Origin of the sequence: Celeribacter naphthalenivorans, from assembly GCF_020524585.1 — a bacterium.
Classification (GTDB): Bacteria; Pseudomonadota; Alphaproteobacteria; order Rhodobacterales; family Rhodobacteraceae; genus Celeribacter; species Celeribacter naphthalenivorans.
The window spans coordinates 308,120-326,768 of record NZ_JAIVLK010000006.1 but is presented as its reverse complement, the minus strand read 5'-3'; the positions used below and the strand labels follow the sequence as shown (position 1 = coordinate 326,768).

General features: G+C 59.5%; 20 protein-coding genes. 15 read left to right on the top strand and 5 right to left on the bottom strand.

Going from position 1 to position 18,649, the window contains the following annotated elements; genetic code table 11:
• The first annotated feature begins 31 nt into the window (after nt 1–31).
• From LC094_RS15010 to LC094_RS15000, 3 genes are read left to right on the top strand one after another with little or no spacing between them, the layout of a single operon-like run.
• Nucleotides 32–1,276: a class I SAM-dependent methyltransferase gene (locus tag LC094_RS15010; RefSeq protein WP_404815021.1), complete on the top strand. Its 1,245-nt coding sequence runs from the start codon at nt 32–34 to the stop codon at nt 1,274–1,276.
• A 16-nt stretch (nt 1,277–1,292) separates the two neighbouring features.
• Nucleotides 1,293–1,733 (top strand): TrgA family protein, encoded by a 441-nt coding sequence (locus LC094_RS15005; RefSeq protein ID WP_226553599.1) that lies wholly within the window; start codon nt 1,293–1,295, stop codon nt 1,731–1,733.
• The gene (locus LC094_RS15000; protein WP_226553598.1) at nt 1,724–2,587 is read left to right on the top strand and encodes an NUDIX domain-containing protein; all 864 of its coding nucleotides are present in this window, start codon (nt 1,724–1,726) and stop codon (nt 2,585–2,587) included. The genes LC094_RS15005 and LC094_RS15000 overlap by 10 nt, the downstream gene beginning before the upstream one ends.
• A gap of 13 nt (nt 2,588–2,600) precedes the next feature.
• Here LC094_RS15000 and LC094_RS14995 read toward each other — a convergent pair whose 3' ends face one another.
• Nucleotides 2,601–3,818, bottom strand: coding sequence for an MFS transporter (locus LC094_RS14995; RefSeq protein WP_226553597.1), 1,218 nt, complete (start codon nt 3,816–3,818; stop codon nt 2,601–2,603).
• 137 nt (nt 3,819–3,955) lie between these two features.
• Nucleotides 3,956–4,810, bottom strand: coding sequence for a uroporphyrinogen-III C-methyltransferase (gene cobA, locus LC094_RS14990; RefSeq protein WP_226553596.1), 855 nt, complete (start codon nt 4,808–4,810; stop codon nt 3,956–3,958).
• A gap of 185 nt (nt 4,811–4,995) precedes the next feature.
• Between cobA and LC094_RS14985 the strand changes: the two genes are divergently transcribed.
• The 7 genes from LC094_RS14985 to LC094_RS14955 all read left to right on the top strand — a co-directional run bounded on the left by LC094_RS14985 (nt 4,996) and on the right by LC094_RS14955 (nt 10,122).
• Nucleotides 4,996–5,601 carry a precorrin-6A/cobalt-precorrin-6A reductase family protein gene (locus LC094_RS14985; protein ID WP_226553595.1) on the top strand — a complete coding sequence of 202 codons (606 nt, stop codon included), beginning with the start codon at nt 4,996–4,998 and terminating at the stop codon, nt 5,599–5,601.
• A 6-nt stretch (nt 5,602–5,607) separates the two neighbouring features.
• Nucleotides 5,608–6,234: a DNA-3-methyladenine glycosylase family protein gene (locus LC094_RS14980; protein WP_226553594.1), complete on the top strand. Its 627-nt coding sequence runs from the start codon at nt 5,608–5,610 to the stop codon at nt 6,232–6,234.
• Nucleotides 6,235–6,771 carry a hypothetical protein gene (locus LC094_RS14975; protein WP_226553593.1) on the top strand — a complete coding sequence of 179 codons (537 nt, stop codon included), beginning with the start codon at nt 6,235–6,237 and terminating at the stop codon, nt 6,769–6,771. It begins immediately after the preceding gene.
• Nucleotides 6,772–6,870: 99 nt separating this feature from the next.
• Complete coding sequence (locus LC094_RS14970) at nt 6,871–7,539, top strand: alpha/beta hydrolase (RefSeq protein ID WP_226553592.1); 669 nt, start codon at nt 6,871–6,873, stop codon at nt 7,537–7,539.
• Between the two features lie 143 nt (nt 7,540–7,682).
• Entirely contained in the window at nt 7,683–7,817 is a 135-nt protein-coding gene (locus tag LC094_RS21615) for a hypothetical protein (RefSeq protein WP_264186513.1), read from the top strand.
• Nucleotides 7,789–9,369 (top strand): ABC-F family ATP-binding cassette domain-containing protein, encoded by a 1,581-nt coding sequence (locus LC094_RS21660; protein ID WP_319003300.1) that lies wholly within the window; start codon nt 7,789–7,791, stop codon nt 9,367–9,369. Before LC094_RS21615 ends, LC094_RS21660 begins: the two co-directional genes overlap by 29 nt.
• Nucleotides 9,370–9,537: 168 nt before the next feature.
• On the top strand, nt 9,538–10,122 hold the full coding sequence (locus tag LC094_RS14955) for an HNH endonuclease (protein ID WP_226553591.1): 585 nt from the start codon (nt 9,538–9,540) through the stop codon (nt 10,120–10,122).
• Nucleotides 10,123–10,137: 15 nt separating this feature from the next.
• Here LC094_RS14955 and LC094_RS14950 read toward each other — a convergent pair whose 3' ends face one another.
• Complete coding sequence (locus LC094_RS14950; RefSeq protein ID WP_226553590.1) at nt 10,138–11,094, bottom strand: radical SAM protein; 957 nt, start codon at nt 11,092–11,094, stop codon at nt 10,138–10,140.
• Between the two features lie 282 nt (nt 11,095–11,376).
• On the opposite strand from LC094_RS14950, the gene zwf reads away from it, so the two are divergent.
• From zwf to pgi, 3 genes are all read left to right on the top strand, one after another.
• Nucleotides 11,377–12,831, top strand: a complete 1,455-nt coding sequence (gene zwf, locus LC094_RS14945) for a glucose-6-phosphate dehydrogenase (RefSeq protein WP_226553589.1) — start codon at nt 11,377–11,379, stop codon at nt 12,829–12,831.
• The gene (gene pgl / locus LC094_RS14940) at nt 12,828–13,499 is read left to right on the top strand and encodes a 6-phosphogluconolactonase (RefSeq protein WP_226553588.1); all 672 of its coding nucleotides are present in this window, start codon (nt 12,828–12,830) and stop codon (nt 13,497–13,499) included. Before zwf ends, pgl begins: the two co-directional genes overlap by 4 nt.
• A gap of 123 nt (nt 13,500–13,622) precedes the next feature.
• Nucleotides 13,623–15,245, top strand: a complete 1,623-nt coding sequence (gene pgi / locus LC094_RS14935; protein ID WP_226553587.1) for a glucose-6-phosphate isomerase — start codon at nt 13,623–13,625, stop codon at nt 15,243–15,245.
• Between the two features lie 34 nt (nt 15,246–15,279).
• Here pgi and LC094_RS14930 read toward each other — a convergent pair whose 3' ends face one another.
• Both LC094_RS14930 and LC094_RS14925 read right to left on the bottom strand, forming a co-directional pair.
• A complete protein-coding gene (locus LC094_RS14930) occupies nt 15,280–15,573 on the bottom strand; it encodes an SCP2 sterol-binding domain-containing protein (RefSeq protein ID WP_226553586.1) in 294 nt (97 codons plus the stop codon).
• A gap of 65 nt (nt 15,574–15,638) precedes the next feature.
• The gene (locus LC094_RS14925; RefSeq protein ID WP_226553585.1) at nt 15,639–16,166 is read right to left on the bottom strand and encodes a DUF2938 family protein; all 528 of its coding nucleotides are present in this window, start codon (nt 16,164–16,166) and stop codon (nt 15,639–15,641) included.
• A 5-nt stretch (nt 16,167–16,171) separates the two neighbouring features.
• On the opposite strand from LC094_RS14925, the gene LC094_RS14920 reads away from it, so the two are divergent.
• Together LC094_RS14920 and LC094_RS14915 are read left to right on the top strand one after the other, a co-directional pair.
• Nucleotides 16,172–16,663, top strand: a complete 492-nt coding sequence (locus LC094_RS14920) for a helix-turn-helix domain-containing protein (RefSeq protein ID WP_226553584.1) — start codon at nt 16,172–16,174, stop codon at nt 16,661–16,663.
• Between the two features lie 319 nt (nt 16,664–16,982).
• Nucleotides 16,983–18,281 (top strand): tyrosine-type recombinase/integrase, encoded by a 1,299-nt coding sequence (locus LC094_RS14915; protein WP_226553583.1) that lies wholly within the window; start codon nt 16,983–16,985, stop codon nt 18,279–18,281.
• Nucleotides 18,282–18,649 lie beyond the last annotated feature (368 nt).

Sequence of the window (18,649 nt, the reverse complement as noted above, 5' to 3'; positions counted from 1 at the left end):
GCGCTAAACTCGTAACAACGAGTGAGGTGAGATGATGCACGACAACAGCAAACTTCCGGCCGAAGAGGTCCTCACCAGCACGGAGGGTCAGGACGATCTTCCGCGCTATTTCAACAATGTGTTTGCGGTGGCGCAAGAGATGGCGCGCGGCCAGTTGGACTTTGCGCTGCCAGACGGGCGGGTGTTTCGCGCCAGCGGTCAAGCGCCCGGTCCCGTGGCGCGGCTCGATGTGAAAAGCGACGATGTCTTTGCGCGGCTCATTCGCGAGGGCGATCTGGGGTTTTGCGAGGATTATCTGGACGGTGGCTGGTCGACGCCCGATCTGATGGCTTTCATGGATCTGCTGCACGCAGGAAATGACGATCTTTACGACGGATTCCCCGGCATGGCCTTTGTGCGCGCCTATGAGCGGATGCGGCATTGGATGAATTCCAACACGCGCAGGCAGGCGAAAAAGAACATTTCCTACCACTACGATCTGGGCAACGCGTTCTATGGGCTCTGGCTCGATGAGACGATGACCTATTCTTCGGCGCTCTTTGAGACCGGGCAGGAGAGTTTAGGGGCGGCGCAGATCGCGAAATACAAAAGCATGGTCGATGAGATGGGCGTCAAGCCCGGCGATCATGTGTTGGAGATCGGCTGCGGCTGGGGCGGCTTTGCCGAATATGCGGCGGGGGAGCGGGGGCTCAAGGTGACGGGGCTGACCATCTCTGAGGAGCAATTCCGCTTCGCGGCCCAGCGTATTCAAAAGGCGGGACTGTCCGAGCGGGTGCAGCTCAAACTGCAAGATTACCGCGACGAGACGGCGCAATACGACGGCATCGCCTCGATCGAGATGTTCGAAGCGGTGGGCGAAAAATACTGGCCGGTCTATTTCGGCAAAATCCGCGAGTGTCTGAAGGCGGATGCGCAGGCGACGTTGCAGATCATCACGTTGCAGGACAAACGCTTTGAAACCTACCGCAAAGGCGTGGATTTCATTCAGAAATACATCTTTCCGGGTGGCATGTTGCCCAGTCCCACCGTTCTGCGCGAAGAGATCGGCAAAGCGGGGCTCAAGACCGTGAAAAGCCGCGAATTCGGCGAGAGCTATTCAATCACGCTCAGGCGCTGGTATGAGACGTTCAACGCCAAATGGGATGAGATCGAAGCCATGGGCTTTGACGACCGCTTTCGCAGGATGTGGAATTTCTATCTGACCTCTTGCGCCGCGACCTTTCACGGGGGAAACTGTGACGTAACACAAATCACAATCGCTCATCCGAGCAGGTAGTCCCGAGCAGGTCCACATGCCCACAGCCGCAAAACTCGTTGCCGCCATTTGGTTCGCCCTTTTGGCCTGGTTCGCCGCCGAGCTGGCGAAGAATTACCTGCCCGAAAGCACGCGTTACGGTCTCATGACCTATATCGTCGGTTTTTTCGGTCTTCTGACCGGCTGGATTTTCCTCGGCAGACGCGCAGGCGACACGATGGCGGCGGCCTATAGTTACGGGTTTTCCTCCTCTGTCATTCTGACCTTTTGGTCGGTGTTCTATTTCGCCTTCGAGACGATGATCCACCGCTCTTTGGACAAACGCTATCGCGGGCCGACGGAGGCGCTCATGGCGATGGTCGATCTGATGCGCGAATATATCATGTATGTGCTGAAACCCGATGTCTTGTTCATTCTGATCGTCGGCGGGTTCTTTGGCGGGTGGCTGACGGAAAAGGCGGCACGGAAATGGGCGTAAGCGATGTGTTTGCGGGCTTGAGCCCGCGTTATTCTCCCACGGAGATTGACTTTCTGCGGGAGGTTCTGGAGGGCGACGAGCCGTTCCTGTCGCCCGAATTCATCGCGGCCGCCGCGCATGAGGTGGTGCACTACTATGGCGAGCGCAGCGTCGAAGAATTGCGCCCCCTGCGCCCGATGATCTTCACCCGTGCTTGGGCGCGGATGACGGCGGAGGCGGGCGGGCGTCCGCGCGCGGCCTCGCGGGTCGATATGACCCGAGATGATGTCACCTCGCTGCGCCGCGACATTCCCTATAGCTTTTTCTTTGCTGTGGACGACCGGACTATCAAACACCAGCATTTCGACGGCTCCGAGTCCCAAAGCATGACCCGTGCCGCCTTTCTCATGGCGGATGCGGTCACGGTTTTGCCCTATGATCCGGTCCGCGACCGGGTCTTGGTGATCGAACAGTTTCGCTTTGGGCCGTTTGCGCGGGGCGATAAGCGGCCTTGGATGCTCGAGCCCATCGCGGGCCGTGTGGATGCGGGCGAGGGGCCCGAGGCCACTGCGCGGCGCGAGGGCGAGGAGGAGGCGGGCGTCACAATCGGCGCGCTTCACAAGGTCGCGGAATATTACCCGTCTTCTGGTGCGATGACGGAATATGTGACCTCTTACATCGGCATCACTGAGTTGCCCGACGGGATCACACAGACCGGCGGCGGCCTCGATCATGAGCATGAGGACATCGCGTCCTATCTCATGTCCTTCGACGATCTGATGGTGATGTGCGACGCGGGACAGTTGGATGTTGGCCCGCTTTATATGTCTGCGCTATGGCTGGCGCGGCATCGCGAGCGGATCAGGCAGGGCTGAGGCGAGAGACGCGTTAAAGCCGCTCTCTCGACTGCATCCAAAGCCAGATCAGCGCGCCGCCTGCGAGCGTCAAAAACGGCACCATGGCGAGGTTGACCGCCGCCCAGCCGTCTTGCGCGGAGCCGCCTGAACAGTTCATGAGACCGCCCGAGGCCAGAGAGGCCATCGTGACGCCGCCAAAGACGATCAGGTCGTTCATGCCCTGAACCCGGCCCCGCTCGGAGGGCTCATGGGCAGAGGAAAGCATGGCGGTCGCACCGATAAAGCCAAAATTCCAGCCGACGCCCAAAAGAATGAGGGCGACAAAGAAATTCTCCAGTTCGACGCCCACCATGCCGACGACGCCTGCGGCCGCGAGGATGACGAGACCCGTCGCCATGATGCGCTCGACGCCGAATTTCGAGATCAGGAAACCGGTGAAAAACGACGGGATGAACATCGCCAAGACGTGGGCGGAGACCACGTCGGCGGCGGTGTTTTGCTCGAACCCACAGCCCACGACGGCCAGCGGCGTTGAAGTCATCACGAGGTTCATCAGCGCGTAGGAGACCATGGCGACGATGATCGCCACCGCCACGCGCGGTGTTTTGAGCAATTCCATCCGCGAGCGCCCGATCAGGAGATCATGGGTCGAAACCGGCGGCTTCGGGATGTCGAGGAAGAGGAACAGAAAAGAGCCCACGAGGTTGATCACGATCACGGCCAGATAGGTGCCCAAGAAGGGCACGACCATGGCCTGAGACGTCACTTTGACAAGCTGCGGTCCGATGATGGCCGAGGCCAGACCACCTGCCAAAACGTAGGAAATAGCTTTCGGTTTGAACGCCTCATCGGCGGTGTCTGTGGCGGCGAAACGGAAGAAGCCCTGCGAGGATTGGTAGACGCCGGTGAAGAGACCGCCCAAGACGAAGAGCCAGAAATTCTGCTGCATCAAGGCAAAGGCGCCGATGCCCGCGCCCACCGTGCCCGAGCCTGTGCCAATCCAGAACCCCACGCGGCGGCCGTATTTTTGCATGATTCCGGACAGGGGCGTGGCGGCCAGCATCGAGCCCAGCACGGTCGCCGAAATCGGCAGCGTCGCAAAGCAAAGGTTCGCGGCCAGAGATTGCCCGGCAAGCCCCGCGATGGTGAAAATCATCGACATCTGCGCGCCGAGGAAAGCCTGCGCCATCACGAGGATCATCACGTTGCGGCGGGCTTTGGAGGTGTCCGTGAGGGGCAAGTCGGTCATCTGTGTCTCGTGCGCATTTTTGAATGTGTCGCATAGCGTGTAGCGACAGAGGCGCGCTCTGAGAACCCATGTTCTTCAAGGGCGGTTGTGCAAAAACGTCTCACGTGCGGCGAGTTTTAGATGGGGGATGTGAGGGCTTAGCCCTCTTGCGCCGGTTTGCCGCGCTTCAACGGATCGAGATCGCGCGGCGCTTCCCCGCGCATCAAGGCCTGCCAATCCAGCACCTGACGCATCAAGACGGCGCGCCCGATGCAAATGATCGCGGGAGGTTCCATCGCGGCTGTGGCGATGTCTTCGACCATGGCGCCCAGCGTGGTTTCAATCACCCGTTGATCCGGTGTCGTCGCCTGCGAGACCACGGCGACAGGTTCATCTTCGGGGCGACCGGCGGCCAAAAGGCCCTCGCGGATGGTGGGCGCGTGTTTCATGCCCATGTAGATCACCAGAACCCCCCCCGCGCGGCCCATGGCAGCCCAATCGAGCTGGGTCGCGGCCCCGGTCTTGTCGTGGCCGGTGACAAAGGTGACGGCTTGGTTCACATCGCGATGCGTCACCGGAATGCCCGCATAGGCCAGACCGCCGATGCCTGCCGAAATGCCCGGAATGATCCGCACCGGCACGCCGTGCTGAATAAGCGTCTGCGCCTCTTCGCCGCCGCGGCCAAAGACGAAAGGATCGCCGCCCTTGAGGCGCAACACGCGTTTTCCGGCCTTGGCCAGATCGACGAGTTGCAGCGAAATATCCGCTTGTTTGGCCGAGGGTTTGCCGCCGCGTTTGCCGGCATAGACCATCTCGGTCTCCGGGCTGGCCCAACTCAGAATCTCTTTCGACACCAGCGCGTCATAGACGATCACATCGGCCTCACGCAGTGCATGAATTGCGTGCAGCGTCATCAGCCCCGGATCGCCCGGACCCGCGCCGCAAAGCCAAACCCAGCCGGGTTCTAATGTGGGCCAGTCGCCGGAGGGCAGGGTGAGGGTCGATTCTGTCATGTCTCTTTTATGACGCAGCGAGGTTAAGCAGGAAAGCGGCTTTGTTTCGGTGTGTGTTTCCGTGATTGTGCAGAAACGACAGATCGGTCATCGCGGCCCGAAACTTGTGCAATCCTCCGCTTGGGGGCTGACAAACCGACGGGGATCGCGCATGACTGCGGCAGGTTATAAAGGGAAGGCGAAAGATGATCTTACTTCTGGCTGGCACGACTGAGGCGCGCAATCTGGCGGATCATCTGGTTGAGGCCGGGATCAAGGCGTTGGTGCGGATGCCTGATGCGGCGGAGTCTTTGGAGGGCGCGATTGCGCGCGATGACGTGACTGCGGTCATCGACGCCAGCCCTGCCTGTTCCGATCTGACAGCAGAGAGTTTCTCGCTCTGCGAGGCGCGCGGCCTGCCGTTTCTGCGGTTCGAACGCGCCTCATTGCGCTCGCGTCCCGGTGATATGTGGCAGGCGGTTTTCGAGGCCAAGGCCTTGGCTGCGCTGATCCCCGAAGCTGCGCGCGTCACCTGTTCCGAGCCACGCCTGCGCGACCGGATCGCGGCGGTGCTGCCGGGGCGGGAGTTGTCTGTTTTGTCCGGGGAGACCCTGAGCGATCAGCCCACGGAGTGGCTTGTTGTCTTTGGCACCGAAAGCCATCGCGGACTTTTGGACGCGGCGCGGGAGCGGTCGATCAAGGTCGCCTTTCTGACCTGTCCGCCGCCTCTCAGCGCCACCCGACGTGAACATCTTTTGGACGCGTTGGAATGGGCCGAGAGCCACGCCATGGCCTCCGGCGATATGATGTAAAGGATCATGGCGCGGATCATCACCTGTGAGGCCGATGTGGCGGAAGGGGCGGCGCATCTGGCCGCGATGGACCCGCGCTTTGCCGAAGCGCTGCGTTTGACCGGGCCATTGCCACTCAGACGCCGCAAGGACGGGTTCGAGGAGCTTTTGGGCGCCATCGTCAGCCAGCAAATCTCCGTCGCCGCCGCCAATGGCATCTGGCGCCGGATGAAAGCCGCAAAACTCACCGGGCCTCGCAAGGTGCTTTGGGCGACCGAAGACGATCTGCGCGCCTGTGGTCTCTCGCGGCAAAAGGTGCGCTATGCCAAGGCGCTGGCCGAGGCGCGCATTGACTATCGCGCGCTGAGAGAGGCCCCGACGGAGGAGGTCGTCGCAACCCTCACGAAAGTGTCTGGAATTGGCGTCTGGACGGCGGAGATCTACGCCATGTTTTCGCTGGGCCATGCCGATGTCTTCGCCCCCGGCGATCTGGCGCTGCAAGAGGCCGCACGGCTGGTGTTCGAGCTGCCTGAGCGCCCGAAAGAGCGTGCCTTGCGTCAGATGGCCGAGGACTGGTCTCCGTGGCGTGCGGTTGCGGCACGCGCGCTTTGGGCTTACTACCATGTGGCAAAGCAACGCGAGGGGGTGCGGTAAATGCGGTGGATAGAACGTGTTTCGGTCGGAGAAGCCCTTTCCAGTCTGGTGCTTTTTCTGGCCCTTTTGAGCGCAGCACCGGCGTCGGCGCAAAGTGATGAGGCCGCAACGTCGATCCCGGACGCCGCACTGTTCAAAACTATGGATGATGATCTCTGTGCCGAGATTTCATCGACGCTGGGTTGGCAGCAATTCACCCTGCCATTTCGTGCGCCGATCGATCTCTATTATGAGGGATTTTATGTCGCCTATGAAGACGGCTGGACCGTCGACAAAAACCGCTTTGCGCCGGTGAGCCATGCCGGGCATCAAGGCGCGGATGCCGCAGCATTGGCCCCTTATGAGGGCTATAAATACACCCAATCCCTGCCGTTCGGCGCCTTGCTCATGCGAACGGCCGATGTCCCGATGGCCGACATAAGTGACGAGGGCACCAATTGGTCCGTCCCGGCCGAGGCGACGTCTCTTGAGTTTCGCATCAATGACACCGGGCTTGGCGACAATGCAGGCGAGGTTTTCGTCTGTTTTTATTATTGAGAGCGGTTTCTTTCGAGACAGGTTGCGAAGAGGCGGGGGTTTCGCCTAAGTCTTTTGCAAGCCTTGAGTTTACGGCCCGAACAGGCAAAGGAAAAACACATGTCCGAACTGACCAACCACACACGCGACAGCCAGTCGGGGCGCGCGGGCTCTGCGGTGATTTTTCTGCATGGCTATGGGGCTGATGCCAAAGACCTGTTGGGGCTGGCCGATCCTCTGTCGGAACATATGCCCGACACGATGTTCTTTGCCCCCGATGCGCCGGAGCGCTGCATCGGCAATCCGATGGGATATCAATGGTTTCCGATCCCTTGGATCGATGGCTCGTCGGAGGAGGAGGCCCGCGCCGGCATGTTGCGCGCTGTCGATGAGCTGAACGACTATCTCGACACCATCATGGTGGACTACGGGTTTGAACCCGATCAGATCGCGCTTTTGGGTTTCTCTCAAGGCACGATGATGGCACTGCATGTCGCGCCGCGTCGCGAGGAGGCGCTGTCCTGTCTCGTGGGCTTCTCGGGACGTATCCTCGAACCTGAAATGCTCGAAGACGAGATGAAGGTGAAGATGCCCGTGCTCTTGATCCATGGCGATGAGGATCAGGTGGTGCCGCCGCAATCTTTGCCGGAGGCGGGGCAGGCGCTGCAAGCTGCGGGGTTTGAGACCTACGCCCATATCATGCGCGGCACGGGGCATGGGATTTCGCCGGACGGTCTGGGGGTCGCCTTGGCGTTTTTGCGCAAAAACCTCGGCTATGAAGAGGCCTGACGTAAGGTAAAATTGCGGGGCGGCTTAAGAAATTTGGCAAAAATTAGGCAAGACCTCGCTTTTTTGCGCAATCCTCTCGCAATCCACTTGACCATCGGTTTTGGAGTGTTACCTAATTTACATGTAACTAGGAGGGCTACCCCATGGACATGATCGTGATGACCGCAATCGCTTTTGCTGCAATTGGTGTCATGGTGAGCTATGCCCTCATGTCTGCTCCGTCTGAGCAACGTCTCCCTATCCGCATCCGTGTTGAGGACCGCCGCAAGCGCCGCTAAGGCGCCCGGATCCAACGGAGTTTCTGGACAAGCTGCTGGTTTTGACCTGACTTTAGGGTCGGGCGTAACCGGTCTTGTCGGGCGGAACGGCTCGGGGAAATCCACGCTTTTGAAATTCATCGCGGGACAGGTGGGCCCGCCGCTGATCACTGGTGAGGTGATCCGATCCGGCACCGTGCGTCTGTTGGATCAGACGCCCGATCCTGCGGTTTTGCTCAGTGATCTCTTTGGCGTGACGGAGGCTTTGGCCGATCTACACCGCGCGCAAAGGGGGGAGGCCACGTCTGGTCCGTTTGAAACCGTCGATTGGGGGTTGGAAGAGCGCCTTCGCGCCCAGTTGGACCGTTTCGGCCTCCCGCATTTAGCGATGGATCGCCCTGTCGGAACGCTCTCCGGCGGGCAGCAATTGCGGGCGGCGCTCGCGGCGCTGTTTTTCGATCCGCCTGACATTTTGCTTTTGGACGAGCCAACCAATGCGCTCGATCTCGATGCGCGCGCGGGGCTGATGTCTGCGGCTACCCAACATAAAGGCCTGATCCTGATTGCAAGCCACGACCGCGCGCTCTTGGAGCATATGGATCGGATCGTGGCGCTGGAGCCGGATGGTTCTGCCTCGGTGACGGGTGGCGGATGGTCGGCCTATGCCGCTGCGCGTGAGGCCGAACGCGCGCGGCTGACGCAGGCCTTGGGGCGGGCGGAGCGTGATTTGAAACAGCAGAAATCCCACGCCCGAGAGGCCCAGGCCCGCCAAGAACGCCGGGCACGGCAGGGCAAGAAACTGCGCGATGGGTCGCAATCGAAAATGCTTTTGGACAAGGCCAAGGAAGGCGCGGAACGCAGCTCCGGCGGGCGTTTGCGCGCCGAAGAGCGCCGGGCGAGCGGGCTGACCGCGGATCGCGAGGCTCTTTTGCAGCGGATCGAGGCGATCACGCCCGTGGCCATGCGGTTTCCGGCGGTGAACCTGCCCGGTTCAAAAGGGGTTTTGGAGCTTGAGCAGGCTTGTTTTGACATGGGAGGGCACCGGATCGGCCCGGTGAGTTTCTCGATCACCGGGCCGGAGCGGATTTGGCTCAAAGGGCCGAACGGGGCCGGGAAATCGACGCTTTTGCGCGGGATAACAGGCGAGATCGCGCCCGTTGCGGGGCGGGTTCTGCGTCAGACAAAAGTCATGCGGCTGGATCAATCCGGCGGATTGCATGGGACGGGGACGCTTTTGGAGGTGGCACAACATGAGCACCCCGACCTCACCGCCGCCGAGATCCGCGCCGCCCTTGCGCGTGCGGGGTTTCGCGGAGATGCCGTAGAAAAGCCCGCCGAGGCGCTTTCGGGCGGTGAGAGGCTTCGGGCTGCGATTGCGCTGCTGGGCGCGGGGGATGATCCGGCGCCTCTGTTGCTGTTGGATGAGCCGAGCAATCATCTTGATCTCGACGCCATCGAGGCGCTGGAAGCGGGGCTGTCCGACTGGGGCGGCGCGTTGATTTTGGTCTCGCATGATCCGTCTTTTGTTCAAAATTTGGGGTCTTTTCGCGAAATCGCGCTACATGCTGCTTAAAGAGGCGTCATATAGACGTCACGAAAGCGCTGTAGAGAACAGAGCGAGACCTTCGCATATAGAGGGGCTTGTCAGGTTTAAGCCGCGATATATAGTGAAAGATGATATCGGGGCGGGGTGGCTCCCGTCCTTGATCACGACAGATCAGTGGACGGAGCAGGCACGCAGATGGACGGAAATTTCAGGACGGATTTTGTCAGACAACCCAATGCGACGCGGGCGCACCCGGCGCTCGTGCTCAACGCGGATTACCGGCCCTTGTCCTATTATCCGCTTTCGCTTTGGCCTTGGCAGGAGGCGATCAAGGCGGTGTTTCTCGACCGGGTCGATATTGTCGCAGAATATGACGACTACGTGCACAGCCCGAGTTGCAAGATCAGAATTCCTTCGGTCGTCGTCCTCAAAGATTATGTGAAACCTCAAAAGCGCGTGGCCTTCACGCGCTTTAATTTGTTTTTAAGGGACGAATTTTGTTGCCAATATTGCGGCTCGAAGGGCGAGTTGACCTTTGATCATGTGATCCCGCGGGCGCGGGGCGGGGTGACATCCTGGGAAAATATCGTGGCGGCCTGTGTGCCCTGCAACCTCAAGAAGGGCTCGAAGTCGTTGCAACAGGCGCATATGAGCCTGCGCAAACCGCCGCGTGCGCCGGGCGCCGAACAGCTCCGGAACATCGGCCGCAAATTCCCGCCGGGGCATTTGCACGAAAGCTGGATGGATTATCTCTATTGGGATACCGAGCTGGAGATGTAATCCGGCGCGGGCGCGTCAGGCCGAGCAGGAGGCCCCGCCCAGCACACAGAATTTCGCACAATGCGGATGGTTGAGCGCGACCGCGCCTGACGCCTCCGCCAAGGTCGATCCCAGATCGAACTCCGCCTCATAGGGCAAAAGCGTGCAGGCCACCACAGAAGGGCTTTGCCCTTTGCGCTTCACCACCATGCGCTGCGTGGCGCACATCACGTCCGAGGGGCTTTTGTTCAAAATCCCCCAGCAGGCGGTGGTGATTTCGGGCACCTCGACGCCCATGTCCATTTCCGGGAAAATCACTGTCATACCGGGGTGTTGCGCATCGATTTTATAGTTTCTCTCCATGAAGAGCGCGGTAAATCCGGCGCGGGTCTCAGCCTCTGTCTCATGCCAAAGCGAGCGCGCCGCCACGGCCATGCGAAACCCGTTGTCACGTAGCCAATCCATGCCGTCGAGCGTGGTCGCGTAACTCCCGGCACCGCGCATCTCATCGTGCTCCGTTGGGGAAAAATGATCAAGCGAGACGCGCAGGGTCAGCTGGCCGGGGAACTCGGCGTTGAGCGCCAAAAGACCGGCCAAAACGGCGGGGCGCTGCATCGGACGCATGGCGTTGGTGAGAATCAGCACCTCATAGCCGCGCTCCAAAGCGGCCCGCGTCATGGCGATCATCTCGGGGTTCATAAACGGCTCGCCACCGGTGAAGCCGATCTCGCGCGGGCGGGGATCGAGTGTCTCGGCCTCGTCGAGATAGCGCGTGACCTCTGTTTCCGTCAGATAGGTCAGCGCATCATTGGTCGGCGAGCTTTCGATGTAGCAATTCACGCAGGTGATGTTGCAAAGCGTGCCGGTGTTGAACCACAGCGTCTCCAACCGCTCCAGCGCCACCTTGGCCCGCGCCTCGCCCTTGGCAGTGACGGCCGGGTCGATGAATTTGCCGTCATTGGCGGCAAAATCTGATTGGCTTTGATCTTTCATCGCAAGTGTCCCGCGCTGTTTCCGTTAACTTACTGATGGCGGAACGTTGTGAAAAGGCCGCACTCCGGGTCCTGCGGCTTTGTGATCGGAAATTTGTCCAACTCGGCCCTTGAGAGGTGCTCGGGCAATGCTAGACTTCTCCTTGACCAAGCGGTAAGAGAGGGGCGTTAGCGCTAACTATCAAAGCGCTATGGCGCGCAAAATCTCGCGGCTTCAAACAGGGTCCTGACCGCACCCCCGCACAGGGTATCGGGACCGGGCAAGACGAAAAGGAACACAGATATGGTCTCACGCGTCATTCCGGTCGATGATTTCGATCTGGTGATTTTCGGCGGCACGGGGGATCTGGCCCGACGCAAGATCTTGCCGGGGCTTTATCGCCGATTCTGTGCCGGTCAGATGCCGGAGACGGCGCGGATCATCGGTGCAGCACGCTCCGAACACAGTCCGGATGAGTTTCGCCAGATGGTGCGCGAGGCGATCCTTGAGTTTTCCTCGAAAAACACCTGTGACGAGGGACAGATCGGCACGTTTCTCAAACGCCTCGACTATGTGCAGGTCGACGCGCGTGGCGAAGGCGGCTGGAACGACCTCAAGGGCATGATGCGCGAGGACGTGATCAAGGCCTATTATTTCTCCGTCGCGCCCTCGCTCTTTGGGGACATCGCGGAACGGTTGATGAGCTATGGCATTGCTGATGAGGCGGCGCGGATCGTGGTGGAAAAACCCTTTGGTCGCGATCTTAAAACCGCCAAGGCGCTCAATCGGTCGCTGGCGCAACACTTTGACGAGACACAGATTTATCGCATCGACCACTATCTTGGCAAAGAGACGGTGCAGAACCTGATGGCGGTGCGTTTCGGCAATATCCTCTTTGAGCCGCTGTGGAATTCGCAATATGTCGATCACATTCAGATCACCGTGGCGGAGACCGTGGGCGTTGGTGGACGGGGCGAATATTACGACCGCTCGGGCGCGATGCGCGACATGGTGCAAAACCACCTGATGCAGCTCTTGTGCCTGATCGCAATGGAGCCGCCGTCGCGGTTCGATCCGGACGCGGTGCGCGATGAAAAGCTGAAAGTGATCCGCGCCTTGGAGCCGATCGATCACCACCACATCGTGCGCGGCCAATATGACGCCACCGACGATGAACCGTCTTTCCGCGAAGATGCGGGCGATCCGCGCTCGCGCACGGAAAGTTTCATCGCTCTGCGCTGTATGATTTCCAACTGGCGGTGGGCCGGCACGCCGTTCTACCTGCGCACTGGCAAAAAGCTCAAGGCGCGCACCTCAGAGATCGCGGTGATGTTCAAGGACGCGCCGCATTCGATCTTTGGCGAAGAGGCCGGGCGGCATGCCAATGTGCTTTCGATCCGGCTCCAGCCGAATGAGGGCATGACGCTGAAGGTCACGATCAAGGAACCGGGGCCCGGCGGGATGCGCCTGATCGACGTGCCTTTGGACATGTCTTTCGCCGAGGCTCTGGGCGAAGATGCCGAAGAGATTACAGATGCTTACGAGCGGTTGATCATGGACGTCATCCGCGGCAACCAGACGCTTTTCATGCGCGGCGACGAGGTCGAAGCGGCCTGGGCCTGGACCGATCCGCTGATCGAAGGCTGGGAGGCGCGCGGCGATGTGCCGAAGCCCTACGATGCCTATTCCTCTGGCCCCGAAGAGGCGGCGATCATGCTGCACCGCGAAGGGCGCCGTTGGCGGGAGATCAAGGAATGAATGTCATCGAATACCCTGACCTCGATGTGATGCTGTTGGATTTGGCGAATAAGATCGCCGGAGAGCTGCGTATGGCTCTGGAGGCGCAGGAGCGGGTGAGCTTTTGCGTCCCAGGCGGCACGACACCCGGGCCGGTGTTTGATACTCTGTCCGCTGTGTCGCTCGACTGGGATAGGGTGGATGTGCTCTTGAATGACGAGCGCTGGGTGCCGGAAAGCTCTGAGCGCTCCAATACGGCGCTGTTGAAACGGCGCTTGCTGGTCGGTAAGGCGGCTGACGCGCATCTCGTGCCGCTTTACCGCGATGTGCCGACGCCCGAAGAGGGCTTGGACGCGTTGATGCCGGCGATTGAGGCGGTACTGCCGCTCAATGTGCTTTTGCTCGGCATGGGCGCCGATATGCATACGGCGAGCCTGTTTCCCGGCGCCGATCAATTGGAGCTTGGCCTCTCAGACGAGGCGCCGACGCTTTTGGCGATGCGGGCCCCCGGCGCGCCGGAACCCAGGATCACGCTCTCGGCCAAGGCGCTCAAATCGGCGATCTCGACGCATATTCTGATCACCGGCGCGGAAAAACGCGCGGCTTTGGAACGCGCGCAGGAGCTTGACGAAATGGACGCGCCGGTGAAGGCCGTCTTGTCGCAAGCGACTGTACATTGGGCAGAGTGACGCGTGATGCGCAAAAATCCCCTGTGGAATTCAGGAAGCTTTAGCGAGACTGTAATACTTTCGCTATAAGTGAAAAACACCAAAGACTTGCATGGGTTTGACTGGACCCAAGAAGGAGACGATATGACCGTTGATTTTTCCGCTCTCAAATCCAAGGCAGAGGCGGCGGAGGCGCGTCATATCCTCGATCTTTTTGCCGCAGATGGTGAGCGCGCCGCCGGGTTCTCGGCATTGAGCGACGGTCTTTTGTTCGATTATTCCAAGACGAATATCGACGCGGAGACGCGTGAGGCCCTCTTCGATCTGTTGGAGCAATCCGGTCTCAAAGACAAACGTGCCGCGATGTTCGAGGGCGCGAAGATCAATGACACAGAGGGCCGCGCCGTGCTTCATACCGCGCTGCGCAACCTCGATGGCGGGCCTGTGATCGTCGATGGCAAGGATGTCGTGCCGGGCGTGCGCCATACGCTGGCGCGGATGGATGATTTCGCGGACCGGGTGCGGCGTGGCTCGATTGCCTCTGTGTCGGGGGTTCCGTTTGAGCATATCGTCAACATCGGCATCGGCGGCTCCGATCTGGGGCCAGTGATGGCCTATGAGGCGCTTCAACCCTATGTCGATGGCCCGCGCTGTCACTTCGTGTCCAATGTCGATGGCGCGCATATCCATGACGTGCTGTCTGGCCTCAATCCGCAGACCACGCTGATCATCGTGGCGTCGAAAACCTTTACCACCATCGAGACCATGACCAACGCGCAGACCGCGCGCGAGTGGTTGGTGAAATCCGTGGGCGAAGAGGGTGTGGCGAAACATTTTGCAGCTCTTTCCACCGCGCGCGACAAGACGGCGGAGTTCGGCATCGATCCCGATCTTGTCTTCGGGTTCGAAGATTGGGTCGGCGGGCGCTATTCCGTTTGGGGGCCGATCGGGCTGTCTTTGATGATCGCCATCGGGCCGCAGAAATTCGCTGACTTCCTGCGCGGCGGGCAGGCGATGGATGTGCATTTCCAGAGCGCCGATTGGATCGACAACCTGCCGGTGCTTTTGGCGCTGGTCGGTGTCTGGCACAATCAGGTCTGCGGCTATGCCACCCGCGCGGTTCTGCCCTATGAGCAACGTCTGTTGCGGCTTCCAGCCTATTTGCAGCAGCTCGAGATGGAGTCGAACGGCAAACGCGTGGCGATGGATGGATCGACCTTGCCGTTTGACAGTGGCCCCGTGGTTTGGGGCGAGCCGGGCACCAACGGTCAGCACGCGTTCTATCAGCTGATCCATCAGGGCACGCGGGTGATCCCTTGTGAATTCATGGTCGGCCGCTTGGGTCATGAGCCGGGTCTGGCGCATCAGCACGAGTTGCTGGTCTCCAACTGTCTGGCGCAATCCGAGGCCTTGCTTCGTGGCAGGTCTTTGGAAGAAGCCACTGAGATCATGAAGAAAAAGGGTTTCGAAGGCGCGGAGCTCGACCGTCAGGCGCGGCATCGCGTGTTCCCCGGCAACCGGCCGACGACGACACTCGCCTATGAAAAGCTGACGCCCTACGTCTTGGGTCAAATCGTGGCGCTTTATGAGCACCGCGTGTTTGTCGAAGGCGTGATCCTCGGCATCAACTCTTTCGATCAATGGGGCGTGGAACTGGGCAAAGAGCTGGCTCTGGCGCTGCAACCGGTACTGGCCGGAGAGGCCGATGGCGCGGGCAAGGATGGCTCCACGCTTCAGCTTGTCGATTACCTCAAGATGAACTCGTAAGGGTCAGATATTGATGTTTTAAGTCTAGGCGCGCTCAGCCAAAGAGCGCGCCAAATTTCATCGCTGTTTTGGCGTCGCCCGCGATCTTGAGCTTGCCGAACATCGCGGCTTTCATCGGGTTCAGCTCACCTTTGAGGATCTTCTCAAACGTCGGTTGATCCGCGATGATCGCACAGTCGGCGCGGTCGTCGGAAATCTCCGCCGTATCGCCCTTGATGATCAAATTGCCGATCTCCTTGATCCTGAGCGACACGGATTTCTCGAAATTCTCGCCTTTGAGCCGCTCCAAAAGTGCGGCCTTGGCCGTGTCCAGAAAATCAGTTGTCATATTGCGTTCTCCCTCTGACATCAGCCGTAGCCGGGAGAGGCGCCTGCGCAAAGCGAAACCCTGCGTCACATCGGCGGGGGGATCATGCGCCAGATCTGAGCGACCACAAACAATCCGAGACCGAAGGACAAATGCGCCACGAAACTGCGCCAGCGAACCAAGGCCGGATTGGGTGTGTGTCTTGCGGCGAGGCCAAAGCCAAAGGCCGGGTGCAGGATCAGATAGGGCGCCAGCACCGTGACTGCCCCCATCATCATCGCCGCCCCAAAGAGGGGCGCGGCGGGCAGGGCGATCCATTCAGCGCCGAGCACCCACAGCCAAAGCGCGGCGAAGCCAATGCCGATGAGATAATGCAATGTCCATCCGACACTTGTTTCGCCACGCAGGGACACGCTGGCTTGGATCGGATGATGGATCAGCTGCCCGCGAACCAGTCCAAGCGACCATCGGCCGACTAAGGCGTAGTCGAGCGAGGGGATCGCCCAAAATCGGTGCCGCAGCAGAGCTACGGCATCCATGAACAGGGTGGCACCGACCCCGAGAGCGGCGGCCTGTATATATAGGGACTGCGCCCAGAAACTCAGATCTGTCATGTGCGATGCTTTCTTTTAATGTCAGAAGAACCTATCCTGCCACTTCAAGTCGACTTGAGGTCAAGAGCATGGTTTTGGATATTTCAGAGGTTGCGAAACGCAGCGGATACCCCGCGTCAACACTCAGATATTATGAGGAAAAAGGACTGATTTCATCTGTCGGGCGGCGCGGATTGCGGCGATTGTTCGAGGCGCAGGTGCTTGAGACACTGGATGCGATCAGCTTGGCACGTTGGGCCGGGTTCTCACTTGATGATATCCGTGATTGGATGACACCTGACGGTCAGATTCAGGTGAAGAGAGCCGAGCTTACACAGCGTGCCGAAGAGATCGAGGTTCACGCCAAGCGATTGATGTCGTTGGCACAAATGGTGCGTCACACAGCGCATTGCCCAGAGCGGGATCATTTTTCCTGCCCGGAATTTCAACGCATGTTGCGCGCCGCCCGCCGCCATAAACCGGGACAGAAAAACGTCCGACAAGAGATTGATCCCTGATCGGTTAGCAGAGGGCAAAGCCTACAAAACAATCTGTGGAAATTTGGAGCGGGTAACGGGCGCCTTTGGGTAGTTGTTGTTTGTTGCAATTTGTAAAATAACCTAAAATAAAACAAATACTTGCAAGAATTTATAGAAACAACCCCTTGCACAAAATTGCACATTGTAGCAAAAATTATGGCTAGCGGCATGGCGCATACGCGTAAATAGGCCTTTTCTATTTCGTGTATTTTCGTCCCGCTTTGATGGCTAGCGGCTTGGCGACTTGATGGGGTTATATTCCTGTTTTCGCACCCGCTTTGATTGAATGGAGGGCATGATGCCGAAGAGGGCACGGGAATGGGGGGCGCTTGATGTTAAACGCGCGATGCATTCGGGGGAGCGAGACAGGAACGAATGGCATGCCGTCGGCGGTGTTGCGGGTCTCCAATTGCAGATCACGCCAAACGAGGCAAAGAGCTGGATTTTACGAACTGTGATCGGCGGCTCGCGACGAGCCATTGGTCTTGGTGCCTATCCCGAGGTTTCTCTAGCTGATGCCCGCAAAAGGGCCAAGGAAGCAAAAGAGAAAATTGCCGCAGGCATCGACCCGATAGAGGAGCGCAAGGCGGCCCGTGCCGCTCTCGTGGCGGCTCGGGCGCGGAGTATGACCTTCGAAGTTGCTGCGGATAAGTGGATGGCCGCCAAGCTCAAAGACCGCCCCGAGAAATCGCAGAAGGCTGTGCGGTCCACTTTGGCGAGATACGCCTACCCAATGATTGGGGCTATGTCCTTACAAGATGTCCGAACTCAGGACATTCTTCGGGTTTTGGAGCCGATCTGGACCGTAAAAATTGATACTGCCGGTAAACTCAAAGGCTACCTCGAAGGTATATTCGCGTGGGCGACGGTGGCAGGTCATCGGCAGGGAGATAACCCTGTCACATGGAAGGGAAATTTGCAGGAGCTTCTGCCCTCTCAGGCGAAGGCGTCAAAGGGCGTAAAGGGCAATTACCCTGCGGTGCCTGTGGATCGTTTGCCCGAATGGTGGGCGGAGGTTTCCGAGCGGGAAGGAATGGGGGCGGCGGCTCTCCGCTTTGCAACGCTTTGCGCCAGCCGATCCGGCGAGGTGAGGGGAGCGACATGGGGAGAGATCGACCTAGAGGCGGGGGTCTGGACGATACCGGCGTCGCGGATGAAGGCGGGGGCCGAGCATCGTGTCGCATTGTCGCCTGCCGCTGTGGAGCTTCTGCAAAACCTGCCTCGAATGGAAGGAAGCGATTTCATGTTCCCGGCTGTGAGAGGTGGCATGTTGTCGGACATGTCGGTCTCAGCGGTTATGAGGCGGATGCAGGCGGATGCCGAGAAAGCCGGTCAGCCCGGATGGCTGGATGCCCGTTCAGGAAAGCCCGCCGTGCCTCACGGCCTCAGGTCCAGCTTCCGGGATTGGTGTGCCGAGCGTGGCGTGGATCGTGATTTGGCTGAACTCGCGCTCGCGCACACTGTTGGGAACAAGGTCGAGCGCGCGTATCGACGGACAGATATGTTTGAGCGGAGGAGGGCGCTCATGGTTCAATGGTCGGATTTTCTCAATGGAAAAGAGGCCAAAACCGTGGTGCAGTTTCCGACAACGGCCTGATCTGTTAGGGCAAAATCTGGCCCGCGCTTCGGTTGAAAGCGTGGGCATTTTCTTGCGAAAGAGAAAATCTCTTGCACGCATATATCTCCGCTTGCAATCCGCAACGTGAATACCAAATATACAAGCACCGGCTTGAAGCTCCGTGCCGGTACGAAAAGACCCTCCCCGCAAAAAGCCGGGAACATTTGATTGATAGCATGCTGGCCGCTGGCCATGGAGCGCTCATCCTCTCTCTGCAAAGGGAGAGTGTCAATCAAGGGGGCAATCCATGCCTTTCACATACGCGTCGCATGACGCACATTTTACTTCTCAGCGTTCGCTGGGGCTGTCCCATGTTCCCTCTCGGTCCATGTTCTTGGCGCAACGGG

What these genes read in the sequence shown, in the direction of transcription:
- LC094_RS15010 (WP_404815021.1), top strand. Translation starts at nt 32, where the DNA reads ATGATGCACGACAACAGCAAACTTCCGGCCGAAGAGGTCCTCACCAGC.
- LC094_RS15005 (WP_226553599.1), top strand. Translation starts at nt 1,293, where the DNA reads ATGCCCACAGCCGCAAAACTCGTTGCCGCCATTTGGTTCGCCCTTTTG.
- LC094_RS15000 (WP_226553598.1), top strand. Translation starts at nt 1,724, where the DNA reads ATGGGCGTAAGCGATGTGTTTGCGGGCTTGAGCCCGCGTTATTCTCCC.
- LC094_RS14995 (WP_226553597.1), bottom strand. Translation starts at nt 3,818, where the DNA reads ATGACCGACTTGCCCCTCACGGACACCTCCAAAGCCCGCCGCAACGTG.
- cobA (WP_226553596.1), bottom strand. Translation starts at nt 4,810, where the DNA reads ATGACAGAATCGACCCTCACCCTGCCCTCCGGCGACTGGCCCACATTA.
- LC094_RS14985 (WP_226553595.1), top strand. Translation starts at nt 4,996, where the DNA reads ATGATCTTACTTCTGGCTGGCACGACTGAGGCGCGCAATCTGGCGGAT.
- LC094_RS14980 (WP_226553594.1), top strand. Translation starts at nt 5,608, where the DNA reads ATGGCGCGGATCATCACCTGTGAGGCCGATGTGGCGGAAGGGGCGGCG.
- LC094_RS14975 (WP_226553593.1), top strand. Translation starts at nt 6,235, where the DNA reads ATGCGGTGGATAGAACGTGTTTCGGTCGGAGAAGCCCTTTCCAGTCTG.
- LC094_RS14970 (WP_226553592.1), top strand. Translation starts at nt 6,871, where the DNA reads ATGTCCGAACTGACCAACCACACACGCGACAGCCAGTCGGGGCGCGCG.
- LC094_RS21615 (WP_264186513.1), top strand. Translation starts at nt 7,683, where the DNA reads ATGGACATGATCGTGATGACCGCAATCGCTTTTGCTGCAATTGGTGTC.
- LC094_RS14955 (WP_226553591.1), top strand. Translation starts at nt 9,538, where the DNA reads ATGGACGGAAATTTCAGGACGGATTTTGTCAGACAACCCAATGCGACG.
- LC094_RS14950 (WP_226553590.1), bottom strand. Translation starts at nt 11,094, where the DNA reads ATGAAAGATCAAAGCCAATCAGATTTTGCCGCCAATGACGGCAAATTC.
- zwf (WP_226553589.1), top strand. Translation starts at nt 11,377, where the DNA reads ATGGTCTCACGCGTCATTCCGGTCGATGATTTCGATCTGGTGATTTTC.
- pgl (WP_226553588.1), top strand. Translation starts at nt 12,828, where the DNA reads ATGAATGTCATCGAATACCCTGACCTCGATGTGATGCTGTTGGATTTG.
- pgi (WP_226553587.1), top strand. Translation starts at nt 13,623, where the DNA reads ATGACCGTTGATTTTTCCGCTCTCAAATCCAAGGCAGAGGCGGCGGAG.
- LC094_RS14930 (WP_226553586.1), bottom strand. Translation starts at nt 15,573, where the DNA reads ATGACAACTGATTTTCTGGACACGGCCAAGGCCGCACTTTTGGAGCGG.
- LC094_RS14925 (WP_226553585.1), bottom strand. Translation starts at nt 16,166, where the DNA reads ATGACAGATCTGAGTTTCTGGGCGCAGTCCCTATATATACAGGCCGCC.
- LC094_RS14920 (WP_226553584.1), top strand. Translation starts at nt 16,172, where the DNA reads ATGCTTTCTTTTAATGTCAGAAGAACCTATCCTGCCACTTCAAGTCGA.
- LC094_RS14915 (WP_226553583.1), top strand. Translation starts at nt 16,983, where the DNA reads ATGCCGAAGAGGGCACGGGAATGGGGGGCGCTTGATGTTAAACGCGCG.